Annotated in this window: 20 protein-coding genes, 1 tRNA gene and 1 pseudogene; 6 read left to right on the top strand and 16 right to left on the bottom strand. The window is 62.4% G+C overall.

Annotated features, from left to right (window positions below):
- The first annotated feature begins 157 nt into the window (after positions 1-157).
- Positions 158-1,075, top strand: coding sequence for a LysR family transcriptional regulator (locus V8Z78_RS12645; RefSeq protein WP_349731480.1), 918 nt, complete (start codon positions 158-160; stop codon positions 1,073-1,075).
- 96 nt (positions 1,076-1,171) lie between these two features.
- On the opposite strand, the gene amaB is transcribed toward V8Z78_RS12645, so the two are convergent.
- The 15 genes from amaB to V8Z78_RS12720 form a co-directional block, all read right to left on the bottom strand.
- Positions 1,172-2,692 (bottom strand): L-piperidine-6-carboxylate dehydrogenase, encoded by a 1,521-nt coding sequence (gene amaB, locus V8Z78_RS12650; protein ID WP_349731481.1) that lies wholly within the window; start codon positions 2,690-2,692, stop codon positions 1,172-1,174.
- 34 nt (positions 2,693-2,726) lie between these two features.
- Positions 2,727-3,815 (bottom strand): saccharopine dehydrogenase family protein, encoded by a 1,089-nt coding sequence (locus V8Z78_RS12655; RefSeq protein WP_063663089.1) that lies wholly within the window; start codon positions 3,813-3,815, stop codon positions 2,727-2,729.
- 271 nt (positions 3,816-4,086) lie between these two features.
- The gene (locus V8Z78_RS12660; protein ID WP_349731482.1) at positions 4,087-4,419 is read right to left on the bottom strand and encodes a cupin domain-containing protein; all 333 of its coding nucleotides are present in this window, start codon (positions 4,417-4,419) and stop codon (positions 4,087-4,089) included.
- A gap of 4 nt (positions 4,420-4,423) precedes the next feature.
- On the bottom strand, positions 4,424-5,320 hold the full coding sequence (mmsB, locus tag V8Z78_RS12665; protein WP_179626318.1) for a 3-hydroxyisobutyrate dehydrogenase: 897 nt from the start codon (positions 5,318-5,320) through the stop codon (positions 4,424-4,426).
- A gap of 72 nt (positions 5,321-5,392) precedes the next feature.
- Positions 5,393-5,812, bottom strand: a complete 420-nt coding sequence (locus V8Z78_RS12670; protein ID WP_012838776.1) for a DUF488 domain-containing protein — start codon at positions 5,810-5,812, stop codon at positions 5,393-5,395.
- A gap of 18 nt (positions 5,813-5,830) precedes the next feature.
- The gene (locus V8Z78_RS12675; protein WP_349731483.1) at positions 5,831-6,346 is read right to left on the bottom strand and encodes a TfoX/Sxy family protein; all 516 of its coding nucleotides are present in this window, start codon (positions 6,344-6,346) and stop codon (positions 5,831-5,833) included.
- A gap of 31 nt (positions 6,347-6,377) precedes the next feature.
- Positions 6,378-7,544 (bottom strand): acyl-CoA dehydrogenase family protein, encoded by a 1,167-nt coding sequence (locus tag V8Z78_RS12680; protein WP_349731484.1) that lies wholly within the window; start codon positions 7,542-7,544, stop codon positions 6,378-6,380.
- A 54-nt stretch (positions 7,545-7,598) separates the two neighbouring features.
- Positions 7,599-8,027, bottom strand: a complete 429-nt coding sequence (locus tag V8Z78_RS12685; protein WP_502878844.1) for a lysozyme inhibitor LprI family protein — start codon at positions 8,025-8,027, stop codon at positions 7,599-7,601.
- 59 nt (positions 8,028-8,086) lie between these two features.
- Positions 8,087-8,560, bottom strand: coding sequence for a lysozyme inhibitor LprI family protein (locus V8Z78_RS12690; RefSeq protein ID WP_223305596.1), 474 nt, complete (start codon positions 8,558-8,560; stop codon positions 8,087-8,089).
- Between the two features lie 82 nt (positions 8,561-8,642).
- Complete coding sequence (locus V8Z78_RS12695; RefSeq protein ID WP_003067492.1) at positions 8,643-10,166, bottom strand: CoA-acylating methylmalonate-semialdehyde dehydrogenase; 1,524 nt, start codon at positions 10,164-10,166, stop codon at positions 8,643-8,645.
- 212 nt (positions 10,167-10,378) lie between these two features.
- Positions 10,379-11,047: a hypothetical protein gene (locus tag V8Z78_RS12700; protein ID WP_349731486.1), complete on the bottom strand. Its 669-nt coding sequence runs from the start codon at positions 11,045-11,047 to the stop codon at positions 10,379-10,381.
- A gap of 382 nt (positions 11,048-11,429) precedes the next feature.
- On the bottom strand, positions 11,430-12,377 hold the full coding sequence (locus V8Z78_RS12705; RefSeq protein WP_349731487.1) for a Bug family tripartite tricarboxylate transporter substrate binding protein: 948 nt from the start codon (positions 12,375-12,377) through the stop codon (positions 11,430-11,432).
- Positions 12,378-12,540: 163 nt separating this feature from the next.
- Positions 12,541-13,185, bottom strand: a complete 645-nt coding sequence (gene maiA / locus V8Z78_RS12710) for a maleylacetoacetate isomerase (RefSeq protein WP_349731488.1) — start codon at positions 13,183-13,185, stop codon at positions 12,541-12,543.
- A 12-nt stretch (positions 13,186-13,197) separates the two neighbouring features.
- Positions 13,198-13,917: a fumarylacetoacetate hydrolase family protein gene (locus tag V8Z78_RS12715; protein WP_349731489.1), complete on the bottom strand. Its 720-nt coding sequence runs from the start codon at positions 13,915-13,917 to the stop codon at positions 13,198-13,200.
- Between the two features lie 133 nt (positions 13,918-14,050).
- Positions 14,051-15,178 (bottom strand): cupin domain-containing protein, encoded by a 1,128-nt coding sequence (locus tag V8Z78_RS12720; protein ID WP_349731490.1) that lies wholly within the window; start codon positions 15,176-15,178, stop codon positions 14,051-14,053.
- Between the two features lie 273 nt (positions 15,179-15,451).
- Between V8Z78_RS12720 and V8Z78_RS12725 the strand changes: the two genes are divergently transcribed.
- The 5 genes and pseudogenes from V8Z78_RS12725 (at position 15,452) to V8Z78_RS12745 (ending at position 19,010) form a co-directional block, all read left to right on the top strand.
- Complete coding sequence (locus tag V8Z78_RS12725; protein WP_182287223.1) at positions 15,452-16,000, top strand: MarR family winged helix-turn-helix transcriptional regulator; 549 nt, start codon at positions 15,452-15,454, stop codon at positions 15,998-16,000.
- 29 nt (positions 16,001-16,029) lie between these two features.
- Positions 16,030-16,933, top strand: a pseudogene (locus V8Z78_RS12730) (LysR family transcriptional regulator).
- Between the two features lie 322 nt (positions 16,934-17,255).
- Positions 17,256-17,576 (top strand): heavy metal-binding domain-containing protein, encoded by a 321-nt coding sequence (locus tag V8Z78_RS12735; RefSeq protein WP_003067510.1) that lies wholly within the window; start codon positions 17,256-17,258, stop codon positions 17,574-17,576.
- Positions 17,577-17,699: 123 nt separating this feature from the next.
- Positions 17,700-17,776: transfer RNA gene (locus V8Z78_RS12740), tRNA-Gln, on the top strand.
- 766 nt (positions 17,777-18,542) lie between these two features.
- On the top strand, positions 18,543-19,010 hold the full coding sequence (locus V8Z78_RS12745; RefSeq protein ID WP_003067511.1) for an Lrp/AsnC family transcriptional regulator: 468 nt from the start codon (positions 18,543-18,545) through the stop codon (positions 19,008-19,010).
- 116 nt (positions 19,011-19,126) lie between these two features.
- Here V8Z78_RS12745 and selD read toward each other — a convergent pair whose 3' ends face one another.
- Complete coding sequence (gene selD / locus V8Z78_RS12750) at positions 19,127-20,197, bottom strand: selenide, water dikinase SelD (protein ID WP_349731491.1); 1,071 nt, start codon at positions 20,195-20,197, stop codon at positions 19,127-19,129.
- Positions 20,198-20,703: the final 506 nt, after the last annotated feature.

The raw sequence follows: 20,703 nt of genomic DNA on the forward strand, positions 1-20,703 counted from the left end.
TTGCGCATGCTGTGAAAGGGCTAGAGGCTGATTTGAATTGAATTCTCTGTTGCAGCTACATGACCGCAGGAGTTGGTGAGCGAGGCATATGAGCCACCGAGGCGAACTCCCGGCGTCTTGTCGCATCGAGTATGGTCTTGGCCAAACTTAGCGAAACATGATGAAAACCCATTTGCTGCGTTACTTTGTGGTCCTGGCCGAGGAGCTGCACTTCGGCCGGGCCGCCCAGCGCCTGTGCATCACCCAGCCGCCGCTGAGCATGGCGCTCAAGACGCTGGAGCAGGATCTGGGCACGATGCTCATGGAGCGCGACGCCAAGAACGTGAAGCTCACCCCCGCAGGCGAGGCCTTTTTGCACGAGGCGCGCAAGGTGCTGGTTCAGCTCCAGCATGCGGCCGAGGTGGTGCGCGGCGTGGCCCAGGGGCTGCAGGGGCGGCTGGACATCGGCATCACGGGGTCCATGGTCTACCGGCAGGTGCCTGGGTTCTGCCGGGCTTTTCGTGCCGAGCGCCCGCTGGTCGAGCTATGCCTGCACGAGATGTCCACGCGCGATCAGCTGCAGGCCATTGCCAGGGGGCAGATCGACTGCGGCTTTCTCAACATCGGCACGCCCCAGGACGATATACGCACGCTGTCCATAGGCGAGGAGGCTTTTGTCTGCTGCCTGCCCAGCGACCATGCTCTGGCCCGGCGCGGCGAAATCGACCTGCGCGAACTGGCCCAGGATACCTTTGTCATGTTTGCGCGCGAGGTGGCGCCGGCTAACTACGACAACGTCATCGTCTGTCTGCAGCAGGCCGGCATCCATCCCCATACACGGCATGCCGCGCGCCAGTGGCTGACCGTCATGGCCCTGGTCTCTGCCGGTCAGGGCGTGGCCCTGGTGCCGGCCTGCATGCAGACCGTGGGCATGAACGGCGTGCGCTTTGCGGCGCTGCGCGGCAGCCGGGTGACCACGCCGGCAGTTCTGGCCTGGCGGCCACGGGGCATGCCGGCCGTGCTCGAAGCCTTTGTGACCAGCGTGCAGAACCTGGTGCAGGCCGCACAGCCAGAACTCCCAGCCGCAGTCCGCTAGGCCCGCAACTGCGGTGCATCTCTTGCTGCTCAGCGAGAAAAGCAGCTCCATGGGGCCCGGTTTTCCCCGGCAGTCAAAGATGGCAAGGCCTGTGCTTCACCCGAACTGAATGCCTTGCGCCAGCGGCAGCTCGCGCGAGTAGTTGATGGTGTTGGTCGTGCGGCGCATGTATTGCTTCCAGGCGTCCGAGCCGCTCTCACGGTCGCCGCCAGTCTCTTTTTCGCCGCCAAAGGCGCCGCCGATCTCGGCACCGCTGGGCCCGATATTGACATTGGCCATGCCGCAGTCCGAGCCGGCCGTGCTCAGAAAGACTTCCACCTCGCGCAGATCGTTGGAGAAGATGCAGGAGGACAGGCCCTGAGGCACATCGTTGTTGAGCGCAATGGCCTGCTCCAGATCCTCATAGCTGAGCACATAGAGCAGCGGGGCAAAGGTCTCGTGGCGCACGATGCTGGTCTGGGCCGGCATGTCCACGATCGCCGGTGCCACATAAAAGCCCTGCGGAAACTGCTGCTCCAGCTGGCGCTGGCCGCCCGTCAGCAAATGACCGCCGTCTTTCAGCGCCTGACTCAGCGAGTGCTGCAGCGCCTCGAACGATGCCTGGTTGATCAGCGGGCCGACCAGGGTATCCGGCTGCAGCGGGTTGCCGATGAGCAGGCTGCGGTAGGCCGGCAGCAGCCTGTCCAGCAGCGGCTGTTTGACATCGCGGTGCACGATCAGGCGGCGCAGCGAGGTGCAGCGCTGGCCGGCCGTACCCACGGCGCTGAAGACAATGGCGCGCACGGCCAGATCCAGATCGGCTGCCGGCGTGACCACCATGGCATTGTTGCCGCCCAGCTCCAGAATGCGCTTGCCAAAGCGCGCCGCCACCTTGGGACCCACGGCGCGGCCCATGCGGCTCGATCCCGTGGCCGATACCAGCGCAATCCGGGGGCTGTCCACCAGGGCCTCGGCGACAGCTGCGCCGCCCAGCACGATCTGCGCCAGACCTGCCGGAGCCCGGTCGCCAAACCGGGCAATGGCGCGTTCCAGCGCCTTGAAGGTGGCCAGGCCCGACAGCGGTGCCTTGTCGGAGGGCTTGAATATCACCGGGTTGCCGCAGACCAGGGCAATCGCCGCGTTCCACGCGAAGACGGCGCTGGGAAAGTTGAAGGCCGTAATGACGGCCACCGGCCCCAGCGGGTGGTATTGCTCCATGATGCGGTGGCCGGGACGCTCGGAAACAATGGTCTTGCCATGCAGCTGACGCGACAGGCCCAGCGCGAATTCGCATATGTCCACGCCTTCCTGCACCTCGCCCAGGCCTTCCTGAGCTATCTTGCCGACCTCGCAGCAAATCACATGGCCTATATCGGCCTTGGCGCGGCGCAGCTCCTCGCCCCAGAGCCGCACCAGCTCGCCACGCACCGGGGCGGGCACCAGGCGCCACTGCTTGAAAGCCTGCACCGCATGGTCTATGACCTGAGGCACCTGGGCACCGGGCAGGGCGGCCAGACTGGCCAGTTCCGTGCCGTCGATGGGCGAGTGCACGCTGATGTCCTTGCCCTCAAGGGCCTGCAGCGCTATGCCGCAGCGGCTCAGCACGGTCTGGAAGTCGGCAGCGGAGATGGCGGTCATGGCAGTCCCTCCTGATTGGTGTGAGATACAGGCTTCAGCCGAGCAGGCCTTCAAAGTAGGGGGCCACGCGGGTGTTCGAGAGTGCGGCCAGTGTGCATTGCTCCTGGCGCACAAAGCCCTGCTGCGGCAGCTGGCCCGTGGCGAACAGCTCCACGGCGGCCAGCATGCCGGCCGAGGTCGTCAGCTCTATGGCCGTGCGCTGTCTGCCGCGCAGCGCCGCACCGAAGATGCGGGCGCCGCGCGTCAGCTGCTCCAGCCGGCCCGCGCGCTTGCCGCTGGCCATGGCGGCAACCACCACCATGTCTTCGCGGCTGTGGGGCACCGCGCCTTCGAGCACCTGGCGCAGCAGATCGCGTCGCTCGATCAGGCGCAGTCCATGCAGCAGCAAATGCATGGCATCGCGGTGGCCGGGGTGGCGTATGGTCTTGTAATTGAGATTGCGCACCCGGCCTTGCAGCGTCTCGCACAGCGTGCCCAGACCACCCGAGGTGTTGAAGGCCTCGAAGTTCTCGCCGTCCAGGATCAGCGGCTCGACCCCCTCCAAAGGCGGTACCAGCATGGGCTGTCCGTTGACGATGGTGTTGCAGGGCTTGCAGTACTCGTTGATGACGCCGTCCACGCTCCAGGTGAAGTGGTAGCGCAGCGCATTCGTCGCATGGCGCGTGAGCGCGCCCACGCGCAGCTGCAGATCGAACAGCTCATCGAACTGCTGGGCCAGATGGCCGCCCAGCATACCGATCAGGCCCGGTGCCAGTCCGCACTGCGGCATCAGCACCGAGCGTGCCTGCGCCGCCATGTCCTGTATGGCGCGCATGGCCGCCACATCCTCGGTCAGATCGAAGTAATGCACGCCCTGCCGCGCCGCAGCCCGGGCCACGCGCTCGGCACAGAAGAAGGGCAGTGCATTGATGACCAGAGAGTGCTGCTGCAGTGCGTGGGTCAGCGCTGCATCGTCGTCGATGTCCAGCTGCAGCGGGCGGATCTGCGGGTCGTTGCCGGGCGGGGGCTGCATATCGGCCAGCGTGACGGTGGCTTCATGCAGCTCGGCAGCCATGTCGGCGATCGTTGAGCCGATCTTGCCGGCGCCGAGGATGAGAATGTTCTGTCCAGTCAGCTTCATCATGGAGAGCTCCTTGAGAGCAACGCAGCGATCACTTCCTCTGGGGCCATCTTAAACACAGGACAGCGATTTGCACCACCGTGGCAAGCGTCAGCAGGAGTCGATTTGCGTGGGCAGACAAGGAGTCTTCAGCAGGAGCCGTCCGCTTCAGAAAGAATGGCTGTCAGCGCTTGCGGAATCAGAGCTGACAGCCTGACAGGTTTCAAGCCCGGGGCCAGCTGTGATACCCGCTGCAGCAGAGCGGGGTCAGCTGGCCGGTGACCGGATCTGGTGGTTAGTGGCTGTGGAGCACGATGGTGATCAGGGCCGAGGAGTCGAGCTCGGCCTCGACCTCATGCATGGTTTGGGCGGGCAGAAACAGCAGCTGCCCCGCGCTCAGTGTCTGGCGGCTTGCGCCCTGGATGACGGCGAGCCGTCCCTCCAGACATTGAATCGTCAGTTCGCCCTGCACCTGATGCGCAGGCAGGCGTTTGCCTGCCGTCAACACCAGGCGGATCACTTCCAGAGTGTCGGACTTGAATAGTGCAGCGGTCTTCTGGTTTCCCAGCGAGGTGCCGTAGGGCTGCACTTCGACGGGAACCCCGGGTTGGGCGTGGGGCAGGGCCATGGTCTCAGGCCTTTTTCTGCAGCATCTTGATGATGCTGGAAAAGTCTTCGCCGCCATGGCCGGACAGGCTGTGCGCCGCATAGATGGAGCGCGCCATGCCGCCCAGCGGCGTGCTGGCGCGGTTGGCCGTGGCGTTGTCCTGCGCCAGGCCCAGATCCTTGAGCATCAGGTCCGTGCCGAAGCCGCCTGCATAGCCCTTGCTGGCCGGCGCGTTCTCATGCACGCCGGGAAAGGGGTTGTATTTTTCAAGGGCCCAGTTGCCGCCCGAGCTGCGACGCATGATTTCGGACAGCACCTTGGGGTCCAGACCGTTGGCTACGCCCAGAGCGATTGCTTCGCTGGTGCCCACCATCAGAATGCCCAGCAGCATGTTGTTGCAGATCTTGGCCGTCTGGCCCGCGCCGACACCGCCCGCGTGGAAGATATTGGCGCCCATTTTTTCGAGCAATGGCTGGGCGCGTGCCAGCTGCGCGTCGCTGCCGCCGACCATGAAGGTCAGCGTGCCGGCAATGGCTCCGCCAGTACCGCCCGAAACAGGGGCGTCGATAAAGTCTATGCCCGCTTCCTGGGCCGCCTTGGCCACCTTCTGGCTGGTGGCCGCGGCGATGGTGGAGCTGTCGATCACCAGCGTGCCCTTGGCGATGTGCGCGAGCAGACCGGCCGCGCCGTCGCGGCCCAGGAACAGGCTCTCTACATGCTGGCTGGCGGGCAGCATGGTGATGACGGCTTCGGCGCCTTGCACGGCTTCCTGGGCACTGGAGGCCGCCTGTGCGCCGGCGGCCACGACCTTGGCGATGGCCTCCTGGCTCAGGTCGAAGGCTTTGACACTGTGGCCGGCTTTGGCCAGATTGACGGCCATGGGCGCACCCATATTGCCCAGACCGATAAAAGCGATTTGCATGTCTGTCTCCTTGCTGTTATTGAATTGATAGCGTCTAGCGCTTTATCCATAAGCGATTGATTGGTTTTTCGCTTAATTCTTGAGAATGGCACCCTTGTCAGCGAGCAGGCTGCGCAAGATGCTGCGGTGGCAATGCGCCTCGTCGTCGCAGTAGCAGCCCAGAGAAAAGGCGGAGCTGTGCGACAAGGCTGCGAGCAGGCCTAGGGTGCGATCGGCTGCGGGCTCGGCCAGTTGCTTGCGGAACTGCTTTTCAAACTGCTTCCAGAGCTTGTCGGCCTGTGCCTCCTGGCCGGCCGTGCGCAGCTTGATGGCCTCCAGGGCCTGCTGCATCAGCTCCACCTCGGGCGAGAGCTCGGGATACCAGCAGTCGTAGTAGTTGCGGCTTGCGAACTCGGCCTTGGGCACGCCGCGCGGCGGTCTGCGCACCGTACCTATGCGCAGGCCCTCGTCGGGGGCGCGTTCGCTGCCTAGCTGGACTATGCGTATGGCCATGAGGTCAGTCCTTTGTGCTTATTCGCTGTCGAAAATAGGATGTTTTCTGGGGACGTCTGCATCAGCCGGTTTCGGGGCAGCCCTGGTGCGCTTGCGCCCGCTGCCGGTGCCTTGGCCGGCAGGACTTTCTCCCTCGCCCGGCTTCTTGCTATCGGTCTCGCTGCTGGCCTTGCTGCCGGTCTTGCGTTTTGGTGTGGCCTTTGCCAGCGGATTGAAGGCCAGGGCTTCGCTGATCCAGTGCTGCCACTGTTCACGCCTGGCGTAGGCCGTGGGGCCGACGAGAAAATAGCCGTCCATCAGTCCGCGCGAGGACAGCGGACGCACGCCCGGCATCTCCGCAATCTGCGCATGACTGGCGGGGGGCAGGCGCACCAGCAACTCGTCGTTTTCCACGCCCAGGCACATCTTGCCGTCGACCATGAACACATGGCAGCCAAACATGGTCTTCTCTTCCACGGCTGTGCAATCCTGCAGCGCATCGCGCACGGCATCTATGAGCTGCAGGGTTTCAGGGGCGATGGGCTTGGCGGGCATGACGATCCTTGCGTTGCGTGATGGCAGCAGCTTAGCGAATGACCTCCGGAGCATCGCCCTCCAGCATGCGCCTGGCAATGATGACGCGCATGATTTCGTTCGTGCCTTCCAGAATTTGGTGCACGCGGGCATCGCGCATCAGGCGCTCCAGCGGGTACTCGCGGATATAGCCATAACCGCCATGCAGCTGCAGGGCTTCGTTGCAGACCATGAAGCCGGCATCGGTGGCAAAGCGTTTGGCCATGGCGCAGTAGGTCGATGCATCACGCGCACCGGCGTCCAGTTTGGAGGCTGCCAGGCGCACCATCTGGCGTGCCGCGACCAGCTCGGTCGCCATGTCGGCGAGCTTGAACTGCAGGGCCTGGAAGCTCGCAATGGACTTGCCGAACTGCTTGCGCTCTTGCATATAGCTTTGTGCCTGGGTCAGTGCCCCCTGGGCCGCGCCCACCGAGCAGGTGGCGATATTGATGCGCCCGCCGTCCAGGCCCTTCATGGCGATCTTGAAGCCTTCGCCTTCGCGGCCCAGCAGGTTGTGCGCGGGAATGCGCACATTGTCGAAGCTGATGACGCGCGTGGGCTGGCTGTTCCAGCCCATCTTCTCTTCCTTTTTGCCATAGCTCACGCCGGCCGCATCGGCAGGCACGGCAAAGGCCGAGATGCCCGAAGCCCCGGAGCCGGCATCGCCGGTTCTTGCCATCAGCACCAGCACATCGGTGCTGCCCGCGCCGCTGATGAAGGCCTTGCTGCCGTTGACGATGTACTCGTTGCCGACCAGCTCGGCCCGGGTCTTGAGCGAGGCCGCGTCCGAACCCGCGCCGGGCTCGGTCAGGCAGTAGCTGGCCAGCTTGCTGCCGCTGGTGAGCTGCTCGCCCCATTCGGCGCGCACGGCATCGGTGGCCCAGGTGCCCAGCATCCAGGTCGCCATGTTGTGGATGGTGATGAAGGCCGTGGTCGATGGGTCGACGGCCGCCATTTCTTCGAATACCAGCGTTGCATCAAGTCGTGGCAGGGCCAGGCCGCCAATGCTCTCCGGAGCGTAGAGGCCGCAGAAGCCCAGCTCGCCGGCCTTGGCAATCGCCTCGCGCGGGAAGATGTGCTCGCGGTCCCACTCGGCCGCATGCGGTGCCAGCTCGGCCTGCGCAAAAGCACGGGCAGTATCGGCAAAAGCGCGTTGATCTTCGCTGAGTTCAAAGTCCATTTCATGTCTCCTTTTTTGTTCTATTCGTCTTCTGGCCCCTGACGGCTTTGCAGCTTAGTCCGGCGGCCCCTGGTGCAGCCAGCGCTTGAGCACCGCATTGCGGGTCGTGATCTGCTGCACCAGACAGCCGTGGTAGCGGCTGGGCCAGTCGGGCTGCGCTTCAAAGGCCTTCGTGGCCTGCTTGCACTGGGTGATGCGATGGCGGCTCCATTCGCCTTGCTCCTTGCGCAGAGCGGGGCGCTCATGAGCCGATAGCGCGCGCATCACATCGCCGTAGAGGATCTGGTGGTCGGTGTCGGCTTGTTGGAAATCCTTGATGGCGCAGGCATTGGTCTGGGCCGTGGTGCCGCCGGGCACGCAGTCGGCTCCGGCCTGGGCCAGTGCGTGCTGGCTCAAGCTGGCTGTCATCAAAAGAGCTGCAAGCGATTGGCTGGCAACGGCTGCATGCCATGTGCGCCTGCTTTGGGGAGTGCGGATCGTCATGCCCGCATCATCGCAGCCCATGGTGGGCTGCAGGCGCTGTCGGTGTGGAATTGCCCGATTCATGGCTGTTCGCCGCCTTGCGCGTTCCTGGCCAGCGGATGCCACTGGTTCTTGAAGACCACGACCCGGCTCAGGGCCATGCCGATGCGGCAGGCAGCCATGTCTTCGGCCTCATGGACATAGCCATTGGGCTGGCAGCGCCGATCACGCTCCTGCGTCCACTCTTGCTGCTCGGTCTGCAGAGCCTGGGCGCTGTCCTGCGGCAGCCGGCGCTGCAAAGACAGATAGAGCACCTGCATGCTGCGTTCTATGACCTGGGCCTGGTGCTGCAGGCAGGCAAGCGACAGCGGCTGGCCAGACGGGCAATGCGGTGCCTCCTGATCACCATCCTGGGCTGCAGTTGCAGGCAGGTGGATGAGCAGCAGGCCGCTGACGGCCAGGGCGCAGAGCCGGGCCAGCGGCCGGGCAGAAATGCCGGCTGTGCCGATGGCAGAACGCTGAGATGGGAAACGGGACAATTCTTGAACGTACATGCCTGCCATCATCGGCAAAGCCGCACAGTGCGGCCCGGGCCTGGCAAGAGGCAGGGCTGCACTGTCGGGTTTCATGGCCGGCTTACTTGAGGCTGATGGTGGTGTTCACGCCGTGGCTGGTGGTGCTGTCGTCGAACCAGCGTGCCGTGATGGTCTTGGTCTGGGTGTAGAACATGACCACCTGCTTGCCGTAGGGGCCCAGGTCGCCCAGCTTGGAGGCCCGGCTGCCCGTGAACGAGAATAGCGGCACGGGAACGGGGATGGGCACATTGATGCCGACCTGGCCCACATCGATATCTTCCTGGAACTTGCGCGCGGCCGCACCCGATTGGGTGAAGATGGCCGTGCCGTTGCCATTGGGGTTGGCGTTGATGAACTCGATGGCCTGATCGATGTCCTCGGCCGCGACCAGGCACAGCACGGGGCCGAAGATTTCCTGCTCGTAGATGCTCATGCCGGGCTTGACGCCGCTGAAGATGGTGGGGCCGACAAAATTGCCCTTGGCATAGGCGGCCACCTCGGGTTTGCGACCATCCAGCTCCAGCGTGGCGCCGTCGGCCAGACCGCGTTCGATCAGGCCCTCGACACGCGACAGGGCTGCGCAGCTCACCAGCGGACCGACATCGGTGCCGGGCTCGGTGCCGCCATTGACCTTGAGGGTCTTGGACTTGGCCACCAGATCGGGAATCCAGTTGCGGGCTTCTCCCACCAGCACGGCCACGGAGACCGCCATGCAACGCTGGCCGGCCGCACCGAAGGCAGCGCCCAGCAGGGCGTTGAGCGACTGCTCCTTGTTGGCGTCGGGCATGACGATGGCGTGATTCTTGGCGCCCATCATGCATTGAACGCGCTTGCCGTTGAGGCTGGCGCGGTTGTAGACATGGGTGCCGACCTTGGTCGAGCCCACAAAGCTGATGGCCTTGATATCGGGGTGGTCGCAGATGGCGTTGACCACGTCTTCGCCGCCGTGGATGACGTTGAGCACGCCAGGAGGCACGCCGGCTTCCAGTGCCAGCTCGGCCAGGCGCATGGTGACGATGGGGTCCTGCTCGGAAGGCTTGAGGATGAAGGTATTGCCCGTAGCGATCGCCATGGGGAACATCCACAGCGGAATCATGGCCGGGAAGTTGAAGGGCGTGATGCCTGCACACACGCCCAGCGGCTGGTTCAGCGTATAGGTATCGACACCGTTGGCCACATTGTTGGCCAGCTCGCCCAGCTGCAGATTGCCGATGCTGGCCGCGTGCTCCACGACTTCCAGGCCGCGGAAGACATCGCCTTCGGCGTCGGGCAGGGTCTTGCCCTGTTCGGCCGTCAGCAGGGCGGCCAGCTCCTTCATGTTTTCGCGGATCAGCTGCTGCAGCTTCAGAAAGATGCGGGCGCGTGCGCCGATGGGCGTCTTTTTCCAGGTCTTGAACGCTTGCTTGGCATTGGCCACGGCGGCGTTGACCTCGTCGGGCGTGGCGAACGGTACGCGCGCCAGCACTTCCTGCGTCGCGGGGTTGACCACATCGCGCCACTGGGTGGTTTTGGATTCGACCATCTGCCCGTTGATGAGCAGCTTGACCGTGGGCGCCAGAACCTTGGCGGAAGTCGGTGCGTTCATGAGGTGTCTCCGTTGGTGAATTCGTTCCTCATGGTATGTGTGCGGATTTGCTGTAGCAATAGCAAACACTGCACATAGGGTGTGCAAATGTGCACAAGTGGATGCTATGTCTGCCAGCGCTTTGGAGCTTGTCGTGCAGGCATGGCTGCAGTACCTGCGGCGGCAAAATGCAAAAGGGCCCACCCGGGCCCTTTTGCCGTTCTCAGGTGCTCTTAGAGCTCGCTGAACATCTCGTCAAAGGCTTCGCTCGCGAAGTCGTTGCGCCAGGCCTTGTCCTTGTCCTTGGGCACCATGCCCAGGGAAAGTACGCCCTCGTAGGTGTAGCTGGCGGGGGCTGAGTATGCAGCTTGCAGCTTCTTGAGTTCGCCCTGCACCTGATCCAGGCTGAGCTTGTTGCGCACCATGCGTTGAATGCCCTCGGCCCAGGTCTCGGGGGTCTTGACCAGCTGGCAGCTGAACTTCACCTCGGTATTGAGCACGCCATGCTTGTCGAGCTTGGGCTTGGTGGCCGATACGGTTTTGCACTGCGATTGCTGACGCGCCTTTTGCACCGTGCTCATCAGGCTTTCCACGGGCGCACGCAGGGCGCTGCGCTGTGCCTCGGGGAACAGGGGCAGGGCCACGTCGGTGACTTCACGTGGGAAGTCCTTGTCGGCTTGCTTGAGTTCGGCGGCGTTGGCGTAGTCCGCGCTGCGGCCCGAGCGCAGGCGGTCCGGGCGCAGATAGTCATTGAGCTGGCTGATGGCCTGCTCGTCGTGATTGACCAGGGTGCGGATGTACAGCTCGGCAGCAGCAATGGGCGAAGGCGGCTCGGCTGCCTGCGAAGCTGCGGCCAGGGGCAGCAGCAAAAAAGCGATGGCAGTCTTGATGGAATTGTTCATCTTTTTATAACGATTTAAAGGGGCTGAATCACGTGGAGTCACGTGAAAATAGCATGGAGGCCCTGGCAGGCAGGCGGCGCTGCGGCTTGGGCGGGAAGCTGCCGAACAGCCCTGACGCTTGTCAGCGGGGGCTCATGGCATGCGGGCGTTCTAGAGGTGGGATGGAAATCCGGAGAAACGCCTCGCAACAAGTGTAACCCCTGGTCGAGGTCGTTTTCTGCACGCCTTTGACGCTCTGCTGTCTATGTGCGGCCTTCTTGATCCGGAGCGAGGCGGGGCGTCGCGTCAATGAAAAAAGCCCCGTGCAGCCTGTGCTGACGGGGCTTTGCCGGTTGCGGGCGTATGCCTGTGCCGTGATCTATTTGATGGCCGAAGGCGGCTCTCAATCCAGGCTGATCTGGGCTTTTTCAATCAGCAGTTTGTATTGCTCGGACTTCTTCTTGGCAAATTGCTGCATCTCGGGCACGGTGAAGCTCATGGGCTGGAAGGCGAAGGTGGAGAACTTCTCTTTGACCTGCGGGTCCTGCAGCACGGCCACCACATCGCTGCGGATCTTGTCGCGCACGGCGGCATCCACGCCCTTGGGGCTGAGCAGGGAGACAAAGGAGTTCACATCCAGCTCGGCTGGGCCGCCGGCTTCGGCGACCGTGGGCACGTCCGGCATTTGCGCAATGCGCTTGGGTGCGGCCACGGCCAGATAGCGAATCTTGCCGCTTTTGTAGATGCCCTGGCTGGAGGGCAGGCTGGCAAAGCTCCAGCTCGGGTCGCCGTTGGCCACCGAGGTGAACAGCTGGCTGACCTCGCGATAAGGCACATGGGTCATCTTGCTGCCCGTCAGATAGTCCAGCCATTCGCCGCCCAGATGGCCGGGGCTGCCCACGCCCCAGGAGCCATAGCTGACCTTGCCGGGCTCGGCCTTGGCGGACTTGATCAGATCGCCCATGTTCTTCCACGGCGAATTCGTGGGTACGGCCACAAAGAAAGGAGTCAGGAACAGCGGGGCCACGGGGTCGAAGTGGCTCAGCGTGTTGAAGTTCTTGTTCTTGTAGAGATAGGGCAGGGCCGAGATATGTTCGCTGTCCAGTTGCAGCAGGGTATAGCCGTCGGGCTTGGCGCGGCGCGCGTACTCAATGGCGACAAAGCCGCCGCCACCGGGGCGGTTGTCCACGGTCACGCCCTGCTTCCAGCGCTGGGCCAGCTTTTCGCCCACGATGCGCAGCACGGCATCGGGGCCGCTGCCCACGGCAAAGGCCGTGACCACGGTCACCGGGCGGTTGGGATAGCTGGAGGCATCACCCTGGGCCAGCGCCTGGCCGGCTGCGGCCAGCATAGCGGCTGCGGAAACTATTGTTTTAATAGCTGCTAGCGAATGTGTGGATTGTCTTTGGTGCTGATTTTGCTCGTATTTCACAGTTTGTCTCCGGTGGGTGTTTTTTAGGGACTGCAAAGCGTTGCTGGGCAGCCGCGTCCGGGCGCGGCCGCAGGGGACGGGTCTATTGCGGAGCGTCGGGCTGGGCCAGAGGCGCTGCCTGGGCAAAGGCGGGCAGGGCGCTGCAAGCCGCATCGACAGCGCTGATCAGCGGCCAGCGGGCCAGATCCACGCCAAAGCGGCGTGCGCTTTCGACCTGCGGAATCAGATAGACATCGGCCAGGCCGGGAGCCTTGCCGAAGCAGAAGCTGCCGCGTGTGTCGTCCTGTGCCAGCAAGGCTTCGATGGCGTCAAAGCCGGCCGTGATCCAGGTGGCGCACCAGGCGTTGATGGAGGCCTCGTCGGCACCGAACTGCTGGCGCAAGGTCTGCAGGATGCGGCGGTTGTTGATGGGGTGTACATCACAGCCCACGATGGCCGCCAGGGCGCGCACATGGGCGCGGGCCTCGGGGTCGCTCGGCAGCAGCGCAGGCTCGGGGTAGCGCTCTTCCAGCCATTCGATGATGGCGGGCGACTGGATCAGCGTCTCGCCGTTGTCCAGCACCAGCGCGGGCACCAGGCCTTGCGGGTTGATGCGCTTGAACGGCGCTTCGGCCTGCTCGTCCACACGCAGATCGACAGGGAGGTAGTCGGGCGCGAGGCCCTTGAGATTGAGGGCGATGCGCAGACGGTGCGAGGTACCGCTGCGAAAAAAGCTGTAGAGCTTCATGGTCTGCGCGCCTTACTCGGGCTGGCCCACGTTCAGGGTAATTTCGCCAACGCCTTCCACACGGCCTGTGATCCGGTCGCAGGGCAGCACGGCGCCCACGCCTTCGGGCGTGCCCGTGTAGATCAGATCGCCGGCTTGCAGGTGATAGAACAGGGACAGGTCGGCAATGATTTCGCGGATGTTCCAGATCAGCTTGTTCACATCGGACTGCTGCTTGACCTGACCGTTGACGCTCAGCTCGATGAGGCCGGACTCGATCACCTTGCCTGCCATGGGCACGATTTCGCTGGCGATGGAGGACTGCTCCACATCCTTGCCCAAGTCCCAGGGGCGGCCCTTGTCGCGTGCCACCAACTGCAGATCGCGGCGCGTCATATCAAGGCCGCAGGCATAGCCATAGATGTACTCATGGGCCTGGTCGGCAGGAATGCGAAAGCCCGGCTTGCCGATGGCCACGACCAGCTCCATCTCGAAGTGGTAGTTGCTGGTCTCGGGTGGATAGGCCACGGTGGCACCCGATTCGGTCAAGGTTTGCGGGGCCTTGGTGAAGTAGAAGGGACGCTCTGTGCTTTTGTCCACGGGGCGGCCCATCTCCAGCGCATGGGCATGGTAGTTACGGCCCACAAAGAACAGGCGATTGACGGGCAGGCGCTGCTCGCTGCCGCGCACGGGCAGGGATTGCACGGGGGATGGCGCCCAGAGATAGTTGTCGTTGTAGTTGGCTTGGGTCATGTGTGATTCCTGATGGGTATCGGTGACTAGGTACTTGAAAAAGACGCGTTCTATGTGTGAGGCAGCCAGCAAGGGCCTGGGTGGCCCCGCAGCAAAGGCTGTCTCCCCCTTGAGGGGGAAGACGCGAAGCGGCTCAGGGCGTATCCGCCCTGTACGCGTGGACGGCCTCGAAAATCGGCGTATCGGCAAAACGGAACAGATCCAGCTGCGCCTGGTCGGCATCGCATTGCGCGCTGAACAGCTGCCAGGAGGGCACGACAAACATGTCGCCGCGCCGCACCTGCCATTGGCGCTCGCCCACGGTCACCGTTCCCTGCCCGTCAAAGACCTGGAAGACGGCGGAGCCCACTTCGCGCTTTGGTCGGGTGCTGGCGCCGCAAGCTACGCGGTGCATTTCGCAGCGAATGGTGGGCAGCACGTCGCGGCCATTGCTGGGGTTGGTGTAGCGCACGGCGGCATGGCCGGGGCTGACAGTGGCGGCATGGCCTTCGGCTTCGAGCGCCAGTTGCTCGCTCAGCGCGCGGTCGGTATCCACCCAGCGGTAGGCCAGCAAAGGCGTACTCGGGCTGTTCTGCAGATGCGCCACAGGGCTCAGCCCAGGATGACCCCAGAGGCGCTCTGAGCGCGAGAACTCGGGCGTGGCACGCTCCTGCGGGTCCAGATGCAGGCGGCCATGCTCGAAGAACTGGGACTCGGTGTAGTAGGCAAACGGAATATCCAGCCCGTCTATCCAGGCCATGGGCTGGCTGGCCGCATTGTGGTGGGCGTGCCAGTTCCAGCCGCCCTGGGGCAGAAAGTCGCCGCGCGACATGCGGATCGAGTCGCCGTTGACCACGGTCCACACGCCTTCGCCTTCGACCACAAAGCGGAAGGCATGCTGGGTGTGACGGTGCTCGGGCGCATCTTCGCCGGGCATCAGGTACTGGATGGCAGCCCACAGCGTGGGCGTGGCAAACGGGCGGCCGCCCAGCGCCGGATTGGCCAGGGCAATCGCGCGGCGCTCGCCGCCCCGGCCCACGGGGACGATGCGGCCGGCTTCATCCGCCAGCTTGAGCAGATTCTCCCAACGCCACAGATGAGCGGCGGCCTGGCTTTTGGGGTGGGCAGGCATCAGGCCGCCGATCTCCGTCCACAGCGGCACCAGCATTTCCTGCTCGAAACCTCGGTACAGCTGCGCAAGAGCAGCTGTGGGCTCGGGTTGGCCGGGGGCTTCAAGGGCCGTGAGCTTGACCGGTGAGGGCTGGGCTTGCACAAGGCTCATGGTTTGTCTCTTTCTTTGGTATCTGCTTGGCAGTGCGTTGCTGCCTTGTCTGTCGGCTTGCGGCCTGAGATGGGGGCAAAGATAGGCTGTGAATTAAATCAACAGCACACTGATGATTAGCATAATGTTTATCTGCATCAGCGTTGATTGGGTTAAACCCGGTAGCAGGCCTGACTCGAGTAGGGGTGGCAGTCGTGCGAATATCGGGGTCTTTCAGTCATGGCCCTTCAACTGCCGCGCGGCAGGGCGGGCCAGGCACCGGCCACCCAAGACATGCAATACCAACCCGCAGAACTAGAAAACTATCCCGGCTATCACATCCGCAGGCTGCAGCAGATAGCCGTAGCCGTGTTCATGGAAGAAACCGAGGAATTCGGCGTGACGCCTGTGCAGTACGCGGCCCTGTCGGCCGTGCTGCGTCAGCCGGGCATCGACCAGCGCACGCTGGCACGCAATATCGGCTTTGACACCTCCACCATAGGCAGCGTGATCGACCGCCTGGAAGCACGCGGCCTGATGGCGCGCAACGCCAGCCCTGCCGATCGGCGTGTGCGTTTGCTGAGCCTGACCGACGAGGGGCGCGGCCTGCTGGTGGAAGCCGAGCCTTCGGTGCTGCGAGCCCAGCGCCGCATGCTGGAGCCTCTTCCTGACGACAAACGGGCACAGTTCATGGAAATGCTGTCGTTGCTGATTCACGAGAACGACGAGTTCGCGCGCGCCCCGAGCGCGGTGGCCCAGCGCAGTGCCGAACGCAAGCGCAGTGCTGCCGTCAAGGCGGTCAAGGGCCTCACGGGCAAGGCGCAGGACAGCGTGAACGACTGAACTACGAACCGAGACCGCAAGGAAAGACATTGGACTGGGACCATCTGCGTTTTTTTTGGCGAACTGGCGCGCAGCGGCAGCATGGCGGCCGCTGCGCGACGCATGGGAGTCGAGCACACCACGGTGTCGCGGCGCATTCAGGCGCTGGAAAAGCAGCTCGGTGCCGTGCTGTTTGCGCGTGAAGGCGGCCAGTGGCGGCTGACCGAAGCAGGGCGGCAGTTGCAGGAAGTGACCAACACCATGCAAAGCGCGGTGGACGGGCTGGAGCGGGGCCCCCTGGCGCATGCAGCGACCGCCGAGGGGCTGGCGGGGCTGGTGCGAGTGGGGGCCACCGAAGGCTTTGGCACGCAGATGCTGGCCTCCGAGCTCGCCAGGCTCACGCTGCGCTATCCGCTGCTCAGTGTTGACCTGCTGGCGCTGCCGCGCATGCTGCATCTGTCCAGCCGCGAGGCCGATATCGTCATCTCGCTGGAGCGGCCCAAGCGGGGCTCGGTCGTGGTCACCAAGCTGACCGACTATCGGCTCTATCTGTATGGCCAGCGTGAATATCTGGCGCGCAAGCCCTTGGTGGCCAGAACCGAGGATCTGCGCCATCACAGCTTTGTGCACTATGTGGACGATCTGCTGTTCACGCGCGAGCTGCAATTGCTGGATACCTTGCACCGGCCCGAGCGCTTTGCGCTGCGCAGCACCAGCATCACCGCTCAATACGAGGCCGTGCGTGCCGGTGCGGGTCTGGCCGTGTTGCCGGCATTTGTGGCCGACAAGGACCCGATACTAAGCCGCGTGCTGCCCGAGCAGGCTTGTTTCACTCGCACCTTCTGGATGAGCATGCCCGTGGAGTCGCGCCAGATTCCGCGCATAGCCACGACCTGGAGCTTTCTGCGCGATGCCGTGCAAGGCATGCAGAAGCTGCTATTGCCGGATTCTTGATTTTTGATGGCGTCTTGCGCCTCGTGGGGGCGGTCTGTCTTCTTTCTGATTTGACCTTGCATCTTGTGCTGCACGGAGGCTGGTCTGCGCTGCCAGAGCAGTTTGGAGTCAGTCATGAGAAGCCCTGAGCGCCGATGGATGCCGTCGCCATCGCCTTGATAACAGCGCGGATTGCACGCATATACTGGTCCGACCGGATGACTCGGCGCCTGCGGCAAGGCCAGGCCCGGCCTGTATCTGCCTTTGCCTCTGCCGCGCGCAGCGCTATGACCAGAGCGTATGGCTGCCAGTCTCCTTGCGCTGATTTTCAAGAAAGCAAAGCATGATCGTCACAACCACTCCCTCCATCGAAGGCAAACGCATCACCCGTTATTGCGGCGTGGTGGCGGGCGAGGCCATTCTGGGCGCCAATGTGTTCAAGGACTTCTTTGCCGGAATTCGCGACATCGTGGGCGGGCGTTCTGGAACCTACGAACGCGAGCTGCAAAAAGCGCGTGAAATTGCCCTCAAGGAACTGGAGCAACGCGCCGCCGAGGCGGGTGCCAATGCGGTGGTTGGCGTGGACCTTGATTTCGAGGTGCTGGGCCAGGGCAATGGCATGCTCATGGTCTCGGCCAGCGGCACGGCTGTCGTCGTGGAATAGGCCGCCAGCGACTGAGCTGGCTTGACGCCAGGAAGGCTGCAAACCTATTCCATGTGCAATTGCACATTTTTGAACTACTTCGAAATTTATAGCGAAAAGTCGTTGTAGAATTCGTTCCATCGTAGGGGAGTCGCCAAGCTGGTTAAGGCACTGGATTTTGATTCCAGCATGCGAAGGTTCGAATCCTTCCTCCCCTGCCAAAATCCAAAACCCTGCTCATTGCAATGAGCAGGGTTTTTTGTTTGTGAGCTTGGGGTGCATGCAAGCGAGCCCAAAGCTTTCAGTCATGCGCGATTGGGGCGCTCAGGTTGCGTTATCGCGCATTCAGCCTTGCTGAGCAGCACAAGGCGCAGTTGTCGGTGATTGGGGGCTGCTTGCAGTCTGGTGGCTCCGGCTTTGCCGAAAGCGACGCACCAGGCCAAGGGATAACCTAGGGTAAGCACTTACCTTTTGCAGATATTTGCAGCAAACCAGCCAAACTTACCGAGTGTTTTCGCCGTATCGTCGGTGGCATCGATAAGTGCGGGAAAACAACCATTAGACTCTTCGCTCTTTTGTGTCGCTGTTACTCGGTGAGCGCACTTGGGTTCTCGTGAACGAGCTTGACCGCTCGCCCGCAACAGAGGCCTGGTTTCGGCCGGGGCCACTCTGACGTACCGCAGTGCGCCCTTGCCATGGTCACAAGCGCAGGCAAGTGCAGATATGTTGATACATCTTGCCTGATTGAAACAAATGTATACATATTTGCCATCTGAAAAGACAAGCTCCCTACCAGGCTGGGTTAGCTGACACAATGATTGGCTGTTAGGTGTCGCTGAGGTTCGCTCCACGCGTTTGGCTGAGGGCGAACAGCAACAGAAGTCGCTCGGCGCAAGGCATGGCTGCAGGTGGTGGCAGAGAGTTCTTGGGGTTTGTGTTTAACGCAGCGTTTGCGTAAGTGCACGGCAAGATTTGGATAGACAAGGTATGGAATATCGACTGGATGAAACGGACCGCCAGCTGCTGCGCCTGCTGCAGACCAACGCGCGTGCCTCGACCGCGCATTTGGCTCGGCAGATGAATCTGGCTCGGACCACGGTGGTCGCTCGCATCGCCAAGCTGGAGCAGGAGGGCGTGATCGCCGGCTATGGCGTTCGCCTTGGCTCGCGCATGGAGCAGTCTGCCGTGCGCGCCTATTGCGGTATCCGTGTTCAGCCCAAGACGGCAACTTCGGTGATGCAGGCGCTCAACCGCTTCACCGAGGTGGAAGAGGTGTCGGCCGTTAGCGGACAGTACGACTACATGGTGTTTGTGCGCTGCGAGAGCAATGAAAAACTGGACGCGCTGCTTGACCGTATCGGCCTGATCGACGGCATCCAGCAGACCTATACCTCGGTGGTGCTGAGCCGCAAGATCGACCGCCGCACCACGGCCGAGGTCGTGGGAGAGGCTTAGAAGCCCAGAGTCATAATCTGACGCTCATATGCAAAACGCCCGGCTCAAACCGGGCGTTTTGCATTCTGTGGTGGAAGGAGAGCAGAGTCGCGCTCCTTCTCGACTACCTGGCGCGCTCAGTCCACAAAGACCTTGGGCGCGCCAGCCTCCATGCGGCCAATCACCGCAGCATCGCCAAAGCCGCTGTCGGCAAAGACCTTGAGCACTTGCTCGACGGCATCCGGTGTGCAGGAAACCAGCAGGCCGCCAGAGGTCTGAGGGTCGGTCAGCAGCGCTTTCTGGGCGTCTGTCACGGTTGATGCCAACTGGATGTGCTCGCCATAGGATGCCCAGTTGCGCCCCGATGCGCCCGTGAAAATGCCTTGCTCTGCAAGCGCCTGAACACCGGGCAGCACGGGCAGCTTGGCGCTTTCAATGCGTGCGCTGAGTTGGGCGCCACGGGCCAGTTCCAGGCTGTGGCCCAGCAGGCCAAAACCGGTCACGTCGGTCAGAGCGTGCACGCCGTCAAGCTTGGCAAGCTCGGCGCCGGGGCGGTTGAGCTTGGTGGTTGCATCCACCATGGCACGGTAGCCTGCATCGTCCAGCAGATTCTTCTTGAGCGCCGCCGAGAGAATGCCCACGCCCAGGGGCTTGCCCAGAATCAGCACATCGCCGTCCTTTGCATCGGCATTGCGCTTCATCTGCTTGGGGTTGACGATGCCGATGCCGACCAGGCCGTAGATGGGCTCCACCGAATCAATCGAGTGGCCGCCCGCCAGAGGAATGCCCGCATCGCGACAGACCGATTCGCCGCCTTCCAGAATCTTGGCAATCACATCGTGTGGCAGCACATTGATGGGCATGCCCACAATGGCCAGCGCCATCAGCGGCGTGCCGCCCATGGCGTAGATGTCGGACAGCGCGTTGGTGGCGGCAATGCGGCCAAAGTCATAGGGGTCGTCAACGATGGGCATGAAAAAGTCCGTCGTCGCCACAATGGCCTGCTCGTCATTGATCTTGTAGACGGCCGCGTCGTCTGCGGTCTCTGTGCCTACCAGCAGGTCGGGGAAAAACTGCTTGGGTAGATTGCTTTTGGCCAGCAACTCCGACAGCACGCCGGGTGCAATTTTGCAGCCGCAGCCGCCGCCGTGAGAGAGAGATGTCAGGCGCGGGGTCGCAGGGGAGGCGGTTTCTTGAGTGGTGTTCATGTCAATCCAGACGGCAAGCAGCACTGATGTTGCTGCGGTAGTGATAGAGATGCCTGTGCCCTGCCGGAAGTTCATCCCGAATGCACAGTCGGCTCTCATTATTGACTGCTTGGTGTGCTGCTCTGCGGTCTTGTGGTCAGTTTCCTGGAGAGTATCACTCGCGATAGGGGGTTCTATGCATCCAGGGATATTAAATTCCCCCTTTATTAATATTTTCTAATTAATCATAATAATAAATTAATAGTATTTATATGAATTAGTTAAATATCTGATAGAGCTTTATTGCCTGAAGTTTAATGATTAACTGTTAATAACGGTTAATTCAACGAAATTTTAAATAAAGCTCATCTGTTGTTAATAAGTAACACTTCAATAGTTATTGCATATCAAATTATAATTTCAATAGATTATTTTTAATGTAATTAAATGTGTAGTGAGTGCAATTGATCTATGTAATAAGGTTTTGCTTATGTTTTCATTTATAATTCGGCGATTGGATTTCAGTG

Origin of the sequence: Comamonas sp. wu1-DMT (assembly GCF_040187805.1) — a bacterium.
Taxonomy (GTDB): domain Bacteria; phylum Pseudomonadota; class Gammaproteobacteria; order Burkholderiales; family Burkholderiaceae_C; genus Comamonas; species Comamonas thiooxydans.